Below are 16,117 nucleotides of genomic sequence, written 5' to 3' on the forward strand. Positions count from 1 at the left end.
GGCATTGGGCATGGGGTATGGGGCATGGGGCATGGGGCATTGGTTATTCTCCTTTGTCTCCCTGTTCCCCGTTACCCGTTACCCGTTGCCCGTTGCCCGTTGCCCGTTGCCCGTTGCCCGTTGCCCGTTGCCCGTTGCCCGTTGCCCGTTGCCCGTTACCCGTTGCCCGTTACCCGTTGCCCGTTCCCCGATCCCTGATCCCCGATCCCCAATCCCCTATTCCCAATTAGTAAATACGATTTAGCAAATGAATATAGCAGTAGTGGGGTTAAGCCATAAAACAGCCCCAGTTGAAGTCCGGGAAAAGCTGAGTATTCCAGAACCACAAACCGAAAGTGCGATCGCGCAACTACTTAGCTATCCTCATATTGATGAAGTGACCATCCTCAGCACTTGTAACCGTTTAGAAATTTACATTGTCACTGAAGAAAGCGAACAGGGTGTTCGAGAAGTCACACAATTTCTCTCGGAACACAGCAAAATCGCTGTGACATCTCTACGCCAACACCTATTTGTTTTGCTTCATCAAGATGCTGTGATGCATTTGATGCGGGTTGCTGCTGGTTTAGATAGCTTGGTACTTGGTGAAGGTCAAATTCTTGCTCAGGTAAAAAATACTCATAAGCTAGGACAGCAATACAACGGTATAAAAACTATTTTGAATCGATTATTCAAACAAGCGATTACGGCTGGTAAACGAGTACGTACTGAAACTAGTATTGGTACTGGAGCCGTTTCTATTAGTTCTGCGGCTGTAGAATTAGCGCAGATGAAGATAGAAAATCTCGCAGCTTGTCGAGTGGCTATACTCGGTGCTGGCAAAATGTCACGCTTGTTGGTGCAACACCTAGTTTCTAAAGGTGCTGGCAAAATTTGTATTTTAAATCGCTCTGTTAGTAGAGCAGAAGAATTAGCGAAAACTTTCTCTGAACATAATATCCAAACTCATCCACTTTCAAAAATGATGTCAGTAATTTGCGAAAGTGATTTAGTATTTACAAGCACATCTGCAACTGAGCCAATTCTGGATCGTGGCAAGTTAGAACTTGTGTTAGAAGCCAGTCGGGCGCTGATGTTAATTGATATTTCCGTCCCGCGCAACGTTCATGCAGATGTGAACGAACTAGCAAACGTCAAAGCGTTTAACGTCGATGATTTGAAAGCAGTAGTAGCCCAAAACCATGAAAGCCGTCGTAAGATGGCTCAAGAAGCCGAAGGACTTTTAGAAGAAGAAGTAGACGCTTTTGATGTTTGGTGGCGATCGCTTGAAACTGTGACTACAATTAGTTGTCTACGCAATAAAATCGAAACTATTCGAGAACAAGAACTAGAAAAAGCTTTGTCCCGTTTGGGCTCAGAATTCGGCGAAAAACACCAAGAAGTGATCGAGGCTTTAACACGAGGTATCGTTAACAAAATTTTACATGACCCCATGGTGCAACTGCGAGCGCAGCAAGACGTTGATGCCAGACGCCGTTGTATGCAATCCCTGCAAATGTTATTTAACCTGGATGTAGGAGAGCAATTTAGTTAGGAATCGGGGATCGGGGATTGGGGAAAGGGGATCGGGGAAAGGGGATAAGGGGGACAACTAATCAGTGAACAGTGAACAGTTTAATTTGATAACTGATAACTGATAACTGATAACTGATTCATCCCCGATCCCCAATCCCCAATCCCCAATCCCCAATCCCCAATCCCCGATCCCCGATCCCCAATCCCCGACCCTTTATGAACCGCCTTTTTCGAGTCATTGCGCTGGTGTTAGGTTTGTGGCTATTGTTGGAATTAGCCTCACGTCTGGTTGCGGAAATTCTTTGGTTTGATGAAGTTGGATATTTACAAGAATTTCTGTTGCGTTTACAGACACAAGCGGGGTTGTGGGCGATCGCTTTTTTGATCTCAATCAGTTTTTTACTAGGGAATTTATTTATAGCCAATCGTCTCAAGTACCACTCTGGGAAGATTGAGACGCCAGAACGCGGGGACTTTAATAAATTGCGACACACAAACGTGGGAAATATCAATGAAAGATTATCCGCGTCACCCCGTCTCCCCAGCTCCGCGTCTTCGCAACTGTCACCGCGTCTTGCGATCTTCGCGTCTTCTCATCTGAAGCTACACCTACTTTTCCCAGTAGTTTTAGGACTGAGTGCTTTAGCAGGATTGATTCTGATTTATTACACTCAGAGGGCTTTTGAGTTGTGGTTTGTCAATATCAAACTCTTCACTTTATCTTGGCAACTACCACCACCATTACAGTTATTTTTGCAACTTTTTAACACCGCAGAAATACGGCTATCTATTGTCAATACAGGTTTGCTGGTAGTTTTGGTGATCGCGATTTTAATTAATCATCAGTTTTTTTTAAAAGCGATCGCTCTACTGATGAGCTTACTATTAGCATTTTTACTATCAGCAAAGTGGGTACTGGTTTTGCAGTATTTACAACCTACAAGTTTTAATAGTACAGACCCTCTTTTTAACCGAGATATTAGTTTTTATGTATTCTCTCTACCAATTTGGCAGCTATTAAAATTTTGGTTGCTAGGACTTTTTTTATACAGTATAGCTTCTGTAACATTAATTTATCTGCGTTCGTCAAATAGTTTGAGTGAGGGATGGTTTCCAGGGTTTTCTGTACCGCAGCGACTTCATTTAAACGCCTTGACAAGTTTGCTGATGCTGGTAATTGGCTTGCATTATTGGTTATTGCGCTACGAACTTTTATATTCTAAGAGTGGATTCAACTTTGGTGCTAGCTACACAGAAGTCAAGGTACAGTTACCAATTTATACTGGACTGAGTTTATTGGCGGTAGCGATCGCACTTTACTTACTGTGGCGAATATATATTTTATCTAGACGTAAAAAAGCGAGATTAAGACCAATTCCCTTTCCCCGCCAACTAGTCTACTTGCTCGGATTATACCTAGTAGTAGCAGGGATTTCTGGCGAAATTTTGCCCACAATTGTACAGCGTTTAGTTGTCCAACCTAACGAATTAGCTCAGGAAAGACCTTATATTGCTCGTACTATTGCTTTCACCCGCAAAGCATTTAAATTAGATGCGATCAATGCAGAAACTTTTGATCCACGAGGTCAACTGACAGCAGCTGATTTAAAGACCAATGATCAAACAATTGGTAATATCCGTTTGTGGGATACTCGTCCTTTGTTACAAACTAATCGTGAGTTGCAACAAATTCGACCGTATTATAAGTTTTCTGGTGCTGATATTGACCGCTATACATTATTACGAAACCTTCAAAATAAAACAACACAATATCAACAAACCATTATCGCAGCAAGGGAATTAGATTATGGTGATGTTCCGCAGCAGGCGCAAACTTGGATAAACCAACATTTAGTTTATACACATGGCTACGGTTTTACACTTAGTCCTGTAAACCTTGTTGGTCCCGGTGGATTACCCTATTACTACGTTAAAGATATTGGTGTTGAAGATACAGGTAGTCAAGGAGCTTTACAAATCACCACTGAAGAAATTCGTGCTAGTATTCCCATCACCCAACCACGCATTTACTACGGCGAAATTACTGACACTTACGTGATGACTGGGACAAGAACCCAAGAGTTAGATTATCCCAGTGGCAACGAGAATGTCTATAACGTCTACGATGGGCAGGGTGGAATTTATATTGGCGCGATGTGGCGACGGTTGCTGTTTGCTCAATATCTTAAAGATTGGCAAATGCTACTGACGCGCAACTTTAATTCTCAAACTAAATTATTATTTCGCCGCAATATTCGAGAAAGGGTACAAGCAATCGCGCCTTTTTTACGTTTTGACAGTGACCCCTACCTAGTTGCTGCGGATGGGGGAGGGAAAACTCTCAGAGGTAAATCAACAGACCTTTACTGGATAATTGATGCATATACTGTAAGCGATCGCTATCCCTATTCTGATCCTGGAAAAAATTCATTTAATTACATTCGTAATTCTATCAAAGTAGTTGTTGATGCTTACAATGGCACAGTAGATTTCTATGTTGCTGATCCCACAGATCCAGTAATTAATACTCTGGGAAACATTTTTCCTCGAATGCTCAAACCTCTGCAAACTATCCCAGATGGGCTTCGTAGTCATATTCGCTACCCAGGAGATTTTTTTAGGATTCAATCTGAACGCCTGCTGACTTATCACATGATTGATCCACAGGTATTTTATAATCGGGAAGATTTATGGGAGATACCGACAGAAATTTATGGTAGCGAACAGCAATCGGTAGAACCATACTACCTGATCATGAAATTGCCACAAGCACAGAAAGAAGAATTTGTTTTATTGTTACCTTTTAAGCCTAATCAACGCGCTAATTTAATTGCTTGGTTAGCAGCACGTTCTGATGGCGAGAACTACGGCAAATTATTATTATATGAATTTCCGAAACAATTATTAGTCTACGGAACTCAACAAATCGAGGCATTAATTAACCAAGATCCGGTAATTTCTCAACAGATTTCTTTGTGGAATCGTGAAGGTTCAAAGGCTGTTCAAGGAAATCTTTTAGTAATTCCTATTGAGCAATCTCTTTTATATGTTGAACCTTTATATTTAGAAGCCGAACAAAATAGTTTGCCAACATTTGTAGCAGTCATTGTTGCCTACGAAAATAAAATTGTGATGGCAGAAACTCTAGAAAAAGCCTTTGCTGCAATCTTTCAGCCAGAAAAGCCAGCTTCGCCGACAATCATACGACCTGTGGAGTAAGGATATCAAGCAGAAAAAATATCTTTGAAAAATATTCCAAGAAGAGCGAAGCATCACTATGATTAAATCAATTAAAAACAAGGAGTTTCTTGAGAGTAAGTCTTAAATAAATTCCAGTTCCTCTATAAAAACAAATTCGCACTCAATTGGTGAGATCCAAACATGACAAATTTTATTATCGTAGATTTCGGCTTCCACAATAATACCTGGTGCCAGATACTTATTACCGACAAAATCAGAATTTCTAAAGTAAAAATTACCACCTACTAACAGTTTAGCTGGCTTCAACTTTCCTTCTTCTTTAGCTTGATAATATGCTTGGGAAAGTTCTTCATTAGTGAGATGATGGTGTACATACTTCATCAATGATTCCCATTTTTCTGGGATTAAGCTTGATTTTAAACTTGAAGATAAATTTACTTTGTCTTCCTGTTTATGTTCAACTTCCAATTTCAACCTTTGAATATATAAACCTAAAGCTTCCTTGCCACTAATTTTATGAGTTTTAGCAATTGTCAAGACATGAGCAATAATCTCTAGTTCTTTAATTGGATCAAATTCCATCTTTAGCAATCCTAATTGTTAGATAATACATCAGTTGTTCACATGATAGTACTTCAAGCTGTTCTCTTGATAACATAATAATTGTTTACTATTGATAGTGGACTTATACCATTTCACAAAAAACCTGATACAAATACAGACCGTGTAGAGACGCGATATATCGCGTCTGGTACAAAATTTATATGTATTGTGATTAATGTGAATTGGTATTAGTGGGTTATACCCCTGTTTCTACAATCAGAATCGGAGATTAAAAATGACCGAAGCGTCGCAACGTAAAAAGGTGATAGTTGTTGGTGCAGGTTGGGCTGGGTTAGGTGCAACCTATTACCTAGCAAAACAAGGTTATGATGTGACTCTTCTCGAAGCAGGTTCTTACCCTGGTGGGTTAGTAGCAGGTTGGAAAACCCCAGGAGGACGTTCAGTAGAAGCGGGAATTCACGGTTTTTGGTATCCTTACAGAAATATCTTTGCCCTGATTCATGAATTAAAGATTAACCCCTTTACAACTTGGACTCGTTCATCCCAATATTCACCCGCAGGTTTAGAAGTTGAATCACCTATTTTTCAAAACTTACCCCAACTTCCAACACCTCTAGGAACTTTTATTTATACTCAATTTCAACGCCTACCATTAATTGACCGTCTCAGCGCCTTACCTTTACTTTACGCTGTCATTGATTTTGATAATTCTGATGCAGCTTGGCGGAAATATGATTTTGTCACAGCACGAGAACTGTTCAAAGATTTTGGTGTTTCTGCACGACTTTACAGCGAATCCTTTGAACCAATGTTATTGGTGGGTTTGTTTGCGCCTGGTGAACAATGTTCCGCAGCAGCAGCATTAGGGATGCTTTACTATTTTATTTTGGCGCATCAACCAGATTTCGATGTGGTTTGGTGTCGGGGAACTGTTGGAGAAAAAATCTTTCGCCCTTGGATACAGTATATTGAGAAATTAGGGGGAAATTTCCTCACAAATAAACGTGTGACTGACTTAATTATCGATAGTAATAATCAAGCAACAGGTGTAGTTTGCGGTGACGAAGTGTTTGATGCTGATGCAATAATTTTTGCTGTCGGTGTCACTGGAATGAAAAAGATTGTCTCTAGTAGCAGCAGTTTGCAAACTCGTACAGAATTCCGCAATTTAAATAACTTAGGGGCGATTGATGTTTTAGCAACTCGTCTTTGGTTTGACCGCAAAATTACAATTCCTCGTCCTTCTAATGCTTGCTTTGGCTTTGATCAAACTACAGGCTGGACATTTTTTGATTTGAATGCTCTACATGATGAATATCAACATGAACCGGGAACAGTTGTAGAAGTTGATTTTTATCATGCTAATCAATTTCTTCCTCTTGAAGATCAAGAAATCATACCGATAGTGCAGCGTTATTTAGCAACTTGTATACCAGAATTTCAGCAAGCAAAGGTAATTGATAGCAGCGTTATTCGTTTACCACAGGCGGTTACTCACTTTGCACCTGGTAGCTATCGCCATATGTTACCAGCTAAAACTAGTGTGAAAAATGTATTTATGAGTGGTGATTGGATTGTTAACCGTCACGGTTCTTGGTCTCAAGAAAAAGCTTATGTCACAGGTTTAGAAGCAGCAAATTTTGTAATTTCTCACTTAGGTGAGGGTACACCAGTGCGTATTATACCAGTGGAAGCTGATGAACCTCATATTCAATTAGCAAGGACAGTGAATAGAACTGTACGTCATGTAAGTAAGTCTATTTTACCTAGTTTTTGGCTACCATAATGCCCATCATAATTCAGCAACGCCTTTATTTGAGTCGTCTGAAGACGACTTGTGCTATTAGCTAAGGGTTTAAACCCTTAGCGGTATATTGAAAAAATTAGGATAGTCCCTTTATTAAAGGACTACCGACGCCGCACATTTAAGCTATCAAGTCCTTGCTTGATCCAACTCAGACATTCATATTCTGATGTGAATATTTTGGGTGCTGCAATGTTATTCAATGAGTCTGGTGGATAGTGATCGTAAAAAGATTTACCTTCTTGTCGATAAACAATTATGAGGCTATTACGGTAAACATAGCGGTTCTTAAAGTAATCACCCTCGCTGACGAATTCTGAATTTTGGTCTATATGTTCTTTAGCAATCTCCAGGATATTACTGACAGTGCTGCCATATATTTTGGCTGGATTTTCTATTTTGTGGAATTGACTTGTGTAACCAATTGCTGATAATAATTTATACGAATAAATTTCGTAATTATCCGCTTTTCCAAAAACAAAAGGAATGATTAAATATCCCTTGTAAGAAAATGCGTGTTCATATAGTAGACGACCCATCTTTACCTCCTATATTGTCACTTTCTTAGAAAGTCTCCTCACTTTTAACCACAACAACAATTATCCCTCTTTTTGCGAATTGTTCTGAGTTAGTTCACACAAAAATGAGGGCGATCGCTCTTGGTATTTTATCTTCTGAACTCAACTTACCAATCATTATATTGGTGATTTTGTTAGGAAGATTTTTCAGCCGCGATCGCTAATAATATCATTTATTGAATATTGCAAGTATGATGGGTGATACCCATCATACCAATTTTGATTGAATATAATCTTTGAAATTTGAGATTGCAAAACGTAATAATTTTAACAATTATCTTCTTTCATCAATCTTAAATAATACAAGCTATCAGAATTTTCTATACATTAATGTGAGTTTGATGGATTTCATGAGCTAAGATTCATCAAACTCACGTTTTTTTAAGTCAGTTCTTCAAATAAAGTAGAGATGCGATCGCTCACATCTCTACCTAATTGGTTAATGCTTAAATTAAGAAGCTTTCGCATGTTTATAATTTGCATCCATCCAACAACGAGGTAGATTTTCACCTGAAGGAAAAACGAGATTTTCCTTTTTATAAGATTCTGGTGACTGTTCTTCTTGACCTTCTTGATCTCTAGCTTGAATACTATCAATACTAGGGTCAATTAACTCTTGAACATCAAGAATTTTCAACAACTCACCACTATCTTTAAGTTGTAGCAACATAATAAATAACCTCGGTAAACTAGATTGCTTTAATAAAGAATCTAAAAAAGCATAAAAAAACTATGTATCAGTCCTGTTTCTCAAGCTTGAGCAAATATATTTGCTACTAGAGTTAACTTATAAATGGACTGATACGCGGTATAGTTTCTCTTTTAGAAAGAGAAAGATTGATTATTAAGTCAAGTAAAATTTAAGCTACTTAACACAAAATAAAAAAGATTAAATTTCGCGTTGGAATTTTTCTAATATATCCACCAAATTTACCTGACATTGTAGAGGTAATAAGTCAATTAGAGGAACTTCCCTTCTACCACCACCGATTTTGACAGGAATAGATTCTAGAACCTTGATCACATCCTCTTCATCTACTGGCTTACTCCCAGTAATTATGGGGTAAACTTGTTCTGCAACAACAGTATGTAACTTGGCGTTTGATAGATATAAATGCCATTTGGCAATATCGATGTAAACGTTTTCGCCAATTTCATTTGCTAGGGCTTCCAGTAATTCTGTGGTGTTAGTCTTTGCCATAAAAATAACCCTAAGGAACGGAAGCGAATTTATAAACTATTACTATTATCGCTCAATTCCCAAAAGACTCTACAGCCACAAGTTACAATTGCCCCAGCTTGATCAGTCCGTCTTCAGGTGGATTTAGACGGGACTTCAGAATAATTAGCGATCGCCGCAATATAAATCAAGTGAACCAATAATATCACTGACCAGCCAGCTGTCACCCAAGGTAGCCATTCCCAGGTAGTTTTTAAGAAATTGTGAAAAAACCACAACCCTGAATTACACGCTGCAAATATTGCCACATGGACAGCAAAATTCATCCGGTCATCGAGTTTGCGGTAAGCTGGGTCTTTGCGATCGGGTTTACGAGGCCAACGAGGAGGCATATACTTTGTTACAGAGTTTAATAAAATTTGCTTTCTGAACCATTTTAGGATTTTTTCAGCATATTGAAAAATTAGGATGCTTCCTCACCCTGCTTGGAATAATTGGTCAGGGAACAGGGAATAGGTTAAAGAATGTGTAATTAATAATGATTTCGGCGCACACAAAAACTACTCCGGCGCACACATAAATCACTTCGGCGAGCGCAAAAATCATTTCGGCGCACGCAAAAATCATTTCGGCGAACGCAAAAATCATTTCGGCGAGCGCAAAAATCATTTCGGCGAGCGCAAAAATCATTTCGGCGAGCGCAGAAATCATTTCGGCGAGCGCAGAAATCATTTCGGCGAGCGCAGAGGATGTCTGAAAAGTTTGCCAAAGGTATATTTGTCATTTTGTAGGCGTAAACCTTCGGTGCAGGTTACTTATACCATTTCACTAAAACCTTGGTACAAATACAGGCGGTGTAGAGACGCGCTGTTTGAAGCATCTCTACAAATTTATATGGATCGTGATTAAGGTGAAATGGTATCAGTTATAAAATTTCTGGTGAAAATCTGTCGTCATTATGGCATTTCTCGATACTTTTAAGAAAACAAAAATAGGACTGACAGCACAATCATTGTTGTGAATTATCCTGTCAATCCTGTTATACATTATATTAGTGTTTTTCAAACAACCCGAAATATCAACGGCAAACTAATTTACTAATTAATTTCGGGTAAAGTTAACTTGATTGAGATTGTAGTTGCTGTTGAGTTTGTCTATCATACTGATCGCCGATTGCCTGAGTTTCTTGTCCCTCTAAATTAACGGTGACAACTTTATTTTTTTCTTCCTCAGCTTTCGGCATGGTCAAACACAAAACACCGTTTTTAAATTCTGCTTGTACTTGATCGTTTTGAATTCTACTAGGTAAAGGAATCATGCGTTGGAAACGACCATAGCGAAATTCCGAACGTTTTATTCCTTTTTCTTCGGTTGTAATTTCAGATTTTCGTTCACCACTGATAGAAACAGCTTCAGCAGTAACTTTTACATCCAAATCCTTAGCTTCTATACCAGGAAGTTCTACCCGCAGTTGGATATTATCATCATTTTCGTGTATTTCAGCTAGTGGCATAAAAGCAAAACCAGCCATTTCATCACTTTCATCACTAGTAGTGATCATGCGATCAAACAGGCGATTCATTTCCCGTTGCAAGCTAGAAACTTCCCGGAAAGGATCGTAACGGTTAATTTGCCGGAAAGGGTCCCAACGTATTAATGCCATATTTCAGCCCTCCGATTCTATCTCAGGCAAGAAGTGCTAACTTCTTACTTTTAATTTTAAACTATCAAGGGTAAAAATTTGCCTCATCAGCCAAATGGATGACCTTTTATTTTTCAAAAATTAAAACTACTTAATCTGCTGATAGAGGAAACAAATATACCTAGTTGTAAACATGGAAATTATATTTACAGGTGAATTTTGCAGCTAAATCAAAATGGCTAAAGTTAACCCATTTCAACTACAAAAAAATTTGAAAGGTGTGAACTATCCAGTCAGTAAAGAAGAGTTGATTCAGCAGGCTCAACAACATAAAGTCTATTTTTGTTGTAAATAATCTCCTGATTTGCCACCAGTTTTACTTATTAATTGAATTGATTCAATTTGAATCGACTTTTCTAAAGCTTTTGCCATATCATAAAGGGTCAGAGCAGCAACAGAAACAGCTGTCAAAGCTTCCATCTCTACACCGGTTTCGGCTTTGGTTTTAACTATTGCCTGGATTTGATAACCAGGTAGTTCTGGTTCCGGTGTGATGAGTACTTCTACTTTGTGCAAAGGCAAAGGATGACATAGAGGAATCAAGTTAGCTGTTTGTTTAGCAGCCATAATTCCCGCTAGTCTTGCTGTTGCTAACACATCTCCTTTAGGGGCGTTTCCTGCTTGGATAGCAGTAAAGGTTGTGCTTGACATTCGCACTCTTGCAGCTGCTGTTGCTTGGCGGACTGTCGATGGTTTTTCTGACACATCTACCATTTGGGCTTGCCCTTGGTGATCTAGATGGGTCAGTTCAACAGAAGCAGTTGGAAAATTATCTTGCGTCATTTAATTTCATGTGTTACTATTAGATCCTGTGACCGCAAGGGCGTGTAGCTCAGTGGACTAGAGCACGTGGCTACGGACCACGGTGTCGGGGGTTCGAATCCCTCCTCGCCCGTTTATAAATTTAAAATAAAAAATCAAAAAAATAAAAATGAAGAATGCTGTTTCTTCATTTTTATTTTGTACTTATAAGTCTTGAATTGCATTTAAGGCGTAATAATCTTGACCACGACCAAGGGCGAAACGTAGGGAAGTGCGAAGAGTTTTACTAGATTGGGTAAGAAAAACAATCATAGCAAGTCCGGTTAATGCTGCTGTGAAACCGAAGCTAATGCGGTATCCCACTTGTTCAGCAGCAAAACCCACAATTGGGCCTGCGATCGCAATGCCAAAATCAAATCCAGCTATACATATGGCAAAAATACGTCCCCTTTGTTGAGGAAGGGAACGATCAGCCATCAGTGTCGCAATCATAGGAATTAGTGTACCGCCTCCAATACCTTCAACGAGGGCAGCGAGTAAGAAAGTACTAGCATTGTTAGCCAGATACATCAACACCATTGATAGAGAATAAAAAACTAAACCAATAGTTACAAACAATCCTCGCCCTAAGCGATCGCTTGCTTTACCAGTAAATACCCTACCACTAAAGCTAGAAATTGCCGAAGCTGTGTAAAACAACCCAGGGTTTAAGTCAACTTGAGTGGATTTGATATACAGTGGTGCAAAAGTATGTAAAGTTCCAATCGTCAAACCAACCATTAACATTACAAACGCTGGTACTCTCACCCTGGGACTAATCAACATTCGCCAAAAATTAGAATCAAGGTTTTTGGTTTCCTGCTTGTCAACAGGTGGATTAACAATTGGCAAAATACATAACACCCCTAACCCACCTAAGGCCGCAGATAACAAAAATAACGCCGTATTTCCAGCCGCAGCTTGTAAATAACCACCTAAAGCTGGCCCTATTGCTAAACCAACCGGATTAACCAAGCTCATGTAGCCAATAATCTCACCACGATTACTAGCCGGGGCTAAATCTGCTACCAGCGCTATGTAAGCAGTGGCAAAAGCAGCGATACTAATGCCATGAAAAGCACGCAACACAATTAATAAAGGTATGGATGTCGTGATTTCATAACCAAGGGGAGCGATCGCCACCACCACCATCCCAATCAGCAGTACAATTTTACGACCCCGCTTGTCTGCTAAACTTCCTAACCAAGGACGAAATAACAGCAGCCCAATCGCAAAACTACCCATCAAAACCCCAATTTGTTGCTTACTCGCCCCTACTTCTTCTAGATAAAGTGGTAAAGTTGGTAACAAAGAAGTCAAACTAGACCAGAACAGTAAACCTGCTGTAAATAAAATCAGCAGGTTTCGTTGTAATTCAGTATCAATTTTATTAAGTAATCTCACGGTAAATGCAAGTTAATTTAAGTGAATCGTCAAGAGTCAATTATCATTGAATTTTAGATTTGGCATTATGAACTTGGAACTTATAACTAACAAGTATTGTTACATTACTTAATAATAGCTAATACTTCAGAATTGTGGCAGATTCGAGGTTAGTTGACCATGGGGTATTGGGCGTGGAGCTTTAAGAGTCGTCTTTCGTAAACAACTATTTGTACTTCGCTGACCGAACAATTTTAGATTTTAGATTTTAGATTTTGGATTAAAATGAAAATCTGAAATCTAAAAACATGGTTACCACCGGACAGCGCCGCTCCGCGTCTACAAGCCTCTCCATTCATGGAGAAAAGACCGAAAAAGATTCGTTATTCAAGCCTCTTGTTTAAAGAAGAGGTTAATCTAAAATCCACGCGTCCAAAATCCAAAATCGAGTGACGAGTCTTTGATACTCGGCGAAAGTGGAGAGTAAAAGACAAGGGAGAATCTATCAAAAACGTGAGTTCGACCTGTACCCCACACACCCAGACGCGATGAATGGCGTCTCTACATTACTCCCCACACTCCCCACACCCCCTACACTCCCTAATCCTTGCTCCCCGCTCCCATTACTACTTCCCTGACTCGATAAATGGGACGCCCTTGGGATTCATGATAAGTACGCATTAGCAACTCTGCTAACAAACCAAAGCAGAATAGCTGTACTCCTGTTACTAATAACAGAACAGCCAAAATTAATAAAGGGCGATCGCCAATATCTTGACCCAAAGCTAATTTTACCCAAGTCAAATAAATGCCGATCGCACCTCCCGAAAGTATAGAAATCAAGCCCCATAGCCCAAAAACATGCATGGGACGGGTGAGGAACTTTTTCATAAAGGCGATGGTAAATAAATCCATCATTACCCGAAAAGTTCTTGACAAACCGTACTTACTGTGACCAAACTTACGTGCGTGGTGACGTACGGGCATTTCGGTAATTCTTGCACCTTCGATATACGCCAAAGCTGGTAAAAATCGATGCAGTTCTCCGTATAGATTCATATCTGCTACCAATTCTGCACGGTAGGCTTTTAATGAACAACCATAATCATGTATGTGTACGCTGGTGATCTGCCGGATTAACCAGTTGGCAATTTTAGAGGGTAATAGTCTTGTCAAAGCTGCATCTTGGCGATTTAGCCGCCAACCACTAACCAAATCGTAGCCTTCATCTAGTTTCGCCAACAGCATCGGTATATCTGCTGGATCATTTTGCAAGTCGGCATCTAAAGTTACAACTGCCTTGCCATGTGCATAGTAAAACCCAGCCGCCATCGCCGCAGTTTGGCCGTAGTTACGCCGCAGAATCACTGCTTTTAAATCGTTGCGGATTTGTGCTTGTTCTTTCAGGAACTGCGCGGAACCATCACTAGAACCATCATCCACACAGATAATTTCATAACTAAGATTACTAGCATTTAAAGTAGAAGCGATCGCCTCCAATAAATGAGGCAAACTTTCCACTTCATCACGCACGGGTACCACCACTGAAACACTGGGAACTGGTGAGGACATCGCCTCATATTGTCCAGCCATCCCATTAGAAACTAATCCACTCCTCATATTTTTTCTTTCAATCCTCTATGACTCTGCGGTTCGTAACTTTTCACCACTGTGCCAGCACCGCGTAGTTGCTGATAGTATGACTGACTCACCTCATCACCTTGTTCCGAGAGAATGTCAATCCCTATACCATTACGCCCTTTATCTTTACCAGAACTATGGATATAATAACCATCTCCTAAATAGAGTCCCACATGAGTAGCTTTTTGGGGAGTCCCAAAGAAGACTAAATCACCAGGTGTCAGCAGTGCTAGGTCAATTGATTGGGTAAAATCTTCCTGTTGGTACGCATCTCTGGGTAAGCAAATACCCACCGAACGAAACGCCGCCTGCATCAACCCCGAACAGTCGTAATTTGGCCCAACTGTACCACCCCAAAGATAATAATTAGGTTGTTGCATCGCTTTGTGAGTAAAAGCAATCACTTCTGGGAGCAATTTTTTGATTTCTGATTCGGAAAATGATTTAGCCTGATAAGGTACAGTAGCTGTTTGTAACAAAACCAAATCTGTAACTGACAACCAGCCTGGGTAGTCATCCTCACACAAACACACTTGTACAGATGTGCTACGGGGTGTGTCTACATCATTTGATGTCACCCACAAATGTCGCCCAACGTGAGCTTGGGTAGCCAAGCGTGTACATTCTGGAGAATCATATATGTTCAGGTTAGCTAGACACTCGTACTCACCTGATTCTAAATTTGCGATTTGGGATTTGAGATTTAGAGACATTCTGCAAACACAACAATGACTTTTTTTAATCAAGAAGAACAACTGGAAAAGCTAGGTAATGGCATTTTAGAAGCAACTTGGACAAAATTTCCCACCTTAGACCGCAACCAAATTGCTTTGACTTGGATTGTCTACGATCCACCTGTGTTGGTAAATACTGGCGGTGCGCTGACTCCAGATGCTTTTTGGAACCATCCAGTCCGTGGTTTTACTTATCGAGGCTCAGAGCGAATTTATCCAGCCAGTGTAGTGAAGCTATTTTACTTGGTAGCAGCACAGGAATGGATAGAAAAAGGTATGGTTCAGACTTCTAGTGAGTTAGAAAGAGCCATGGGCGATATGATTGTTGACTCTAGTAACGATGCTACTAGTTTGGTAGTAGATATACTGACAGGAACTACATCTGGTCCCGAATTACCAGCAGGCCCATTTGAGACATGGAAACAACAACGTCATATTGTTAATCGCTACTATCAATCCTTGGGTTGGCCGGAAATGGAAAGCATTAATGTCTGTCAAAAAACTTGGTGTGATGGACCTTACGGACGTGAACGCGCTTTCTATGGACAATTATTAGAAAATCGTAACATGTTAACAACTAATGCGATCGCCAGGTTGTTACATAGCATTATTGGTGGTGTCGCAGTATCTAGTATGCGATCGCAAGCAATGATGAGTCTACTCAAACGTAGTCTCAATCCTGATGATTTACCAAAAGATGTAGAAGAAGATCAAGTTACAGGCTTTTTAGGTGCTGGTCTTCCCCAAACAGCACAAATTTGGTCAAAAGCAGGTTGGACTAGTCAAGTTCGACATGATGCTGCGTATATAGAAATACCGAATTGTCATCCTTATCTTTTGGTCGTATTCACTGAAGGCAAAGCACACGCTCAAAATCGTGATATTTTACCTTTTGTTTCTCAGCGTATTGCCGAAGCACTTGCCAGTTTAAATTAGAAAAAGATCATGGAAAAGGGAGGGAGACAGAAAAAAACTGCTTCCCTCTTTCAAACCTGCTTTGACAATTTCGGGGAA

16 protein-coding genes and 1 tRNA gene are annotated in these 16,117 nt (G+C 40.0%); 6 read left to right on the plus strand and 11 right to left on the minus strand.

Annotation, left to right across the window (positions count from 1 at the left end):
• Positions 1 to 247: 247 nt before the first annotated feature.
• Complete coding sequence (locus B4U84_RS23855) at positions 248 to 1,534, plus strand: glutamyl-tRNA reductase (protein WP_131120769.1); 1,287 nt, start codon at positions 248 to 250, stop codon at positions 1,532 to 1,534.
• A gap of 197 nt (positions 1,535 to 1,731) precedes the next feature.
• Positions 1,732 to 4,734 (plus strand): UPF0182 family protein, encoded by a 3,003-nt coding sequence (locus tag B4U84_RS23860; RefSeq protein ID WP_131120770.1) that lies wholly within the window; start codon positions 1,732 to 1,734, stop codon positions 4,732 to 4,734.
• Between the two features lie 102 nt (positions 4,735 to 4,836).
• On the opposite strand, the gene B4U84_RS23865 is transcribed toward B4U84_RS23860, so the two are convergent.
• A complete protein-coding gene (locus B4U84_RS23865) occupies positions 4,837 to 5,298 on the minus strand; it encodes a hypothetical protein (RefSeq protein WP_131120771.1) in 462 nt (153 codons plus the stop codon).
• A 256-nt stretch (positions 5,299 to 5,554) separates the two neighbouring features.
• Here B4U84_RS23865 and B4U84_RS23870 point away from each other — a divergent pair, with 256 nt between their 5' ends.
• On the plus strand, positions 5,555 to 7,066 hold the full coding sequence (locus B4U84_RS23870; RefSeq protein WP_017311665.1) for a hydroxysqualene dehydroxylase: 1,512 nt from the start codon (positions 5,555 to 5,557) through the stop codon (positions 7,064 to 7,066).
• 122 nt (positions 7,067 to 7,188) lie between these two features.
• Here B4U84_RS23870 and B4U84_RS23875 read toward each other — a convergent pair whose 3' ends face one another.
• From B4U84_RS23875 to B4U84_RS23900, 6 genes are all read right to left on the minus strand, one after another.
• Entirely contained in the window at positions 7,189 to 7,623 is a 435-nt protein-coding gene (locus tag B4U84_RS23875) for a hypothetical protein (RefSeq protein WP_131120772.1), read from the minus strand.
• Between the two features lie 490 nt (positions 7,624 to 8,113).
• Complete coding sequence (locus B4U84_RS23880) at positions 8,114 to 8,332, minus strand: hypothetical protein (protein WP_016861275.1); 219 nt, start codon at positions 8,330 to 8,332, stop codon at positions 8,114 to 8,116.
• 219 nt (positions 8,333 to 8,551) lie between these two features.
• Complete coding sequence (locus B4U84_RS23885) at positions 8,552 to 8,863, minus strand: DUF3181 family protein (RefSeq protein WP_017311667.1); 312 nt, start codon at positions 8,861 to 8,863, stop codon at positions 8,552 to 8,554.
• 113 nt (positions 8,864 to 8,976) lie between these two features.
• Positions 8,977 to 9,234, minus strand: a complete 258-nt coding sequence (locus tag B4U84_RS23890) for a 2TM domain-containing protein (protein WP_017311668.1) — start codon at positions 9,232 to 9,234, stop codon at positions 8,977 to 8,979.
• A gap of 106 nt (positions 9,235 to 9,340) precedes the next feature.
• Positions 9,341 to 9,574 carry a hypothetical protein gene (locus B4U84_RS23895; RefSeq protein WP_131120773.1) on the minus strand — a complete coding sequence of 78 codons (234 nt, stop codon included), beginning with the start codon at positions 9,572 to 9,574 and terminating at the stop codon, positions 9,341 to 9,343.
• Between the two features lie 385 nt (positions 9,575 to 9,959).
• Positions 9,960 to 10,505, minus strand: a complete 546-nt coding sequence (locus tag B4U84_RS23900; protein WP_131120774.1) for an Hsp20/alpha crystallin family protein — start codon at positions 10,503 to 10,505, stop codon at positions 9,960 to 9,962.
• A 214-nt stretch (positions 10,506 to 10,719) separates the two neighbouring features.
• On the opposite strand from B4U84_RS23900, the gene B4U84_RS23905 reads away from it, so the two are divergent.
• Positions 10,720 to 10,839, plus strand: coding sequence for a DUF2795 domain-containing protein (locus B4U84_RS23905; protein WP_131120775.1), 120 nt, complete (start codon positions 10,720 to 10,722; stop codon positions 10,837 to 10,839).
• Here B4U84_RS23905 and moaC read toward each other — a convergent pair.
• Positions 10,821 to 11,327 (minus strand): cyclic pyranopterin monophosphate synthase MoaC, encoded by a 507-nt coding sequence (moaC, locus tag B4U84_RS23910; protein ID WP_131120776.1) that lies wholly within the window; start codon positions 11,325 to 11,327, stop codon positions 10,821 to 10,823. The genes B4U84_RS23905 and moaC overlap by 19 nt on opposite strands.
• A gap of 38 nt (positions 11,328 to 11,365) precedes the next feature.
• Here moaC and B4U84_RS23915 point away from each other — a divergent pair.
• Positions 11,366 to 11,439: transfer RNA gene (locus B4U84_RS23915), tRNA-Arg, on the plus strand.
• Positions 11,440 to 11,510: 71 nt separating this feature from the next.
• Here the strand turns inward: B4U84_RS23915 and B4U84_RS23920 are convergent.
• From B4U84_RS23920 to B4U84_RS23930, 3 genes are all read right to left on the minus strand, one after another.
• Complete coding sequence (locus B4U84_RS23920) at positions 11,511 to 12,749, minus strand: MFS transporter (protein ID WP_131120777.1); 1,239 nt, start codon at positions 12,747 to 12,749, stop codon at positions 11,511 to 11,513.
• A 579-nt stretch (positions 12,750 to 13,328) separates the two neighbouring features.
• Positions 13,329 to 14,348, minus strand: coding sequence for a glycosyltransferase family 2 protein (locus B4U84_RS23925; RefSeq protein ID WP_131120778.1), 1,020 nt, complete (start codon positions 14,346 to 14,348; stop codon positions 13,329 to 13,331).
• Positions 14,345 to 15,082, minus strand: a complete 738-nt coding sequence (locus B4U84_RS23930) for a C40 family peptidase (RefSeq protein WP_017311675.1) — start codon at positions 15,080 to 15,082, stop codon at positions 14,345 to 14,347. Before B4U84_RS23930 ends, B4U84_RS23925 begins: the two co-directional genes overlap by 4 nt.
• 15 nt (positions 15,083 to 15,097) lie before the next feature.
• Between B4U84_RS23930 and B4U84_RS23935 the strand changes: the two genes are divergently transcribed.
• Complete coding sequence (locus B4U84_RS23935) at positions 15,098 to 16,039, plus strand: serine hydrolase (protein WP_017311676.1); 942 nt, start codon at positions 15,098 to 15,100, stop codon at positions 16,037 to 16,039.
• Positions 16,040 to 16,117 lie beyond the last annotated feature (78 nt).

It is taken from the genome of Westiellopsis prolifica IICB1 (assembly GCF_004323185.1).
GTDB classification, from domain to species: Bacteria; Cyanobacteriota; Cyanobacteriia; order Cyanobacteriales; family Nostocaceae; genus Pelatocladus; species Pelatocladus prolificus_A.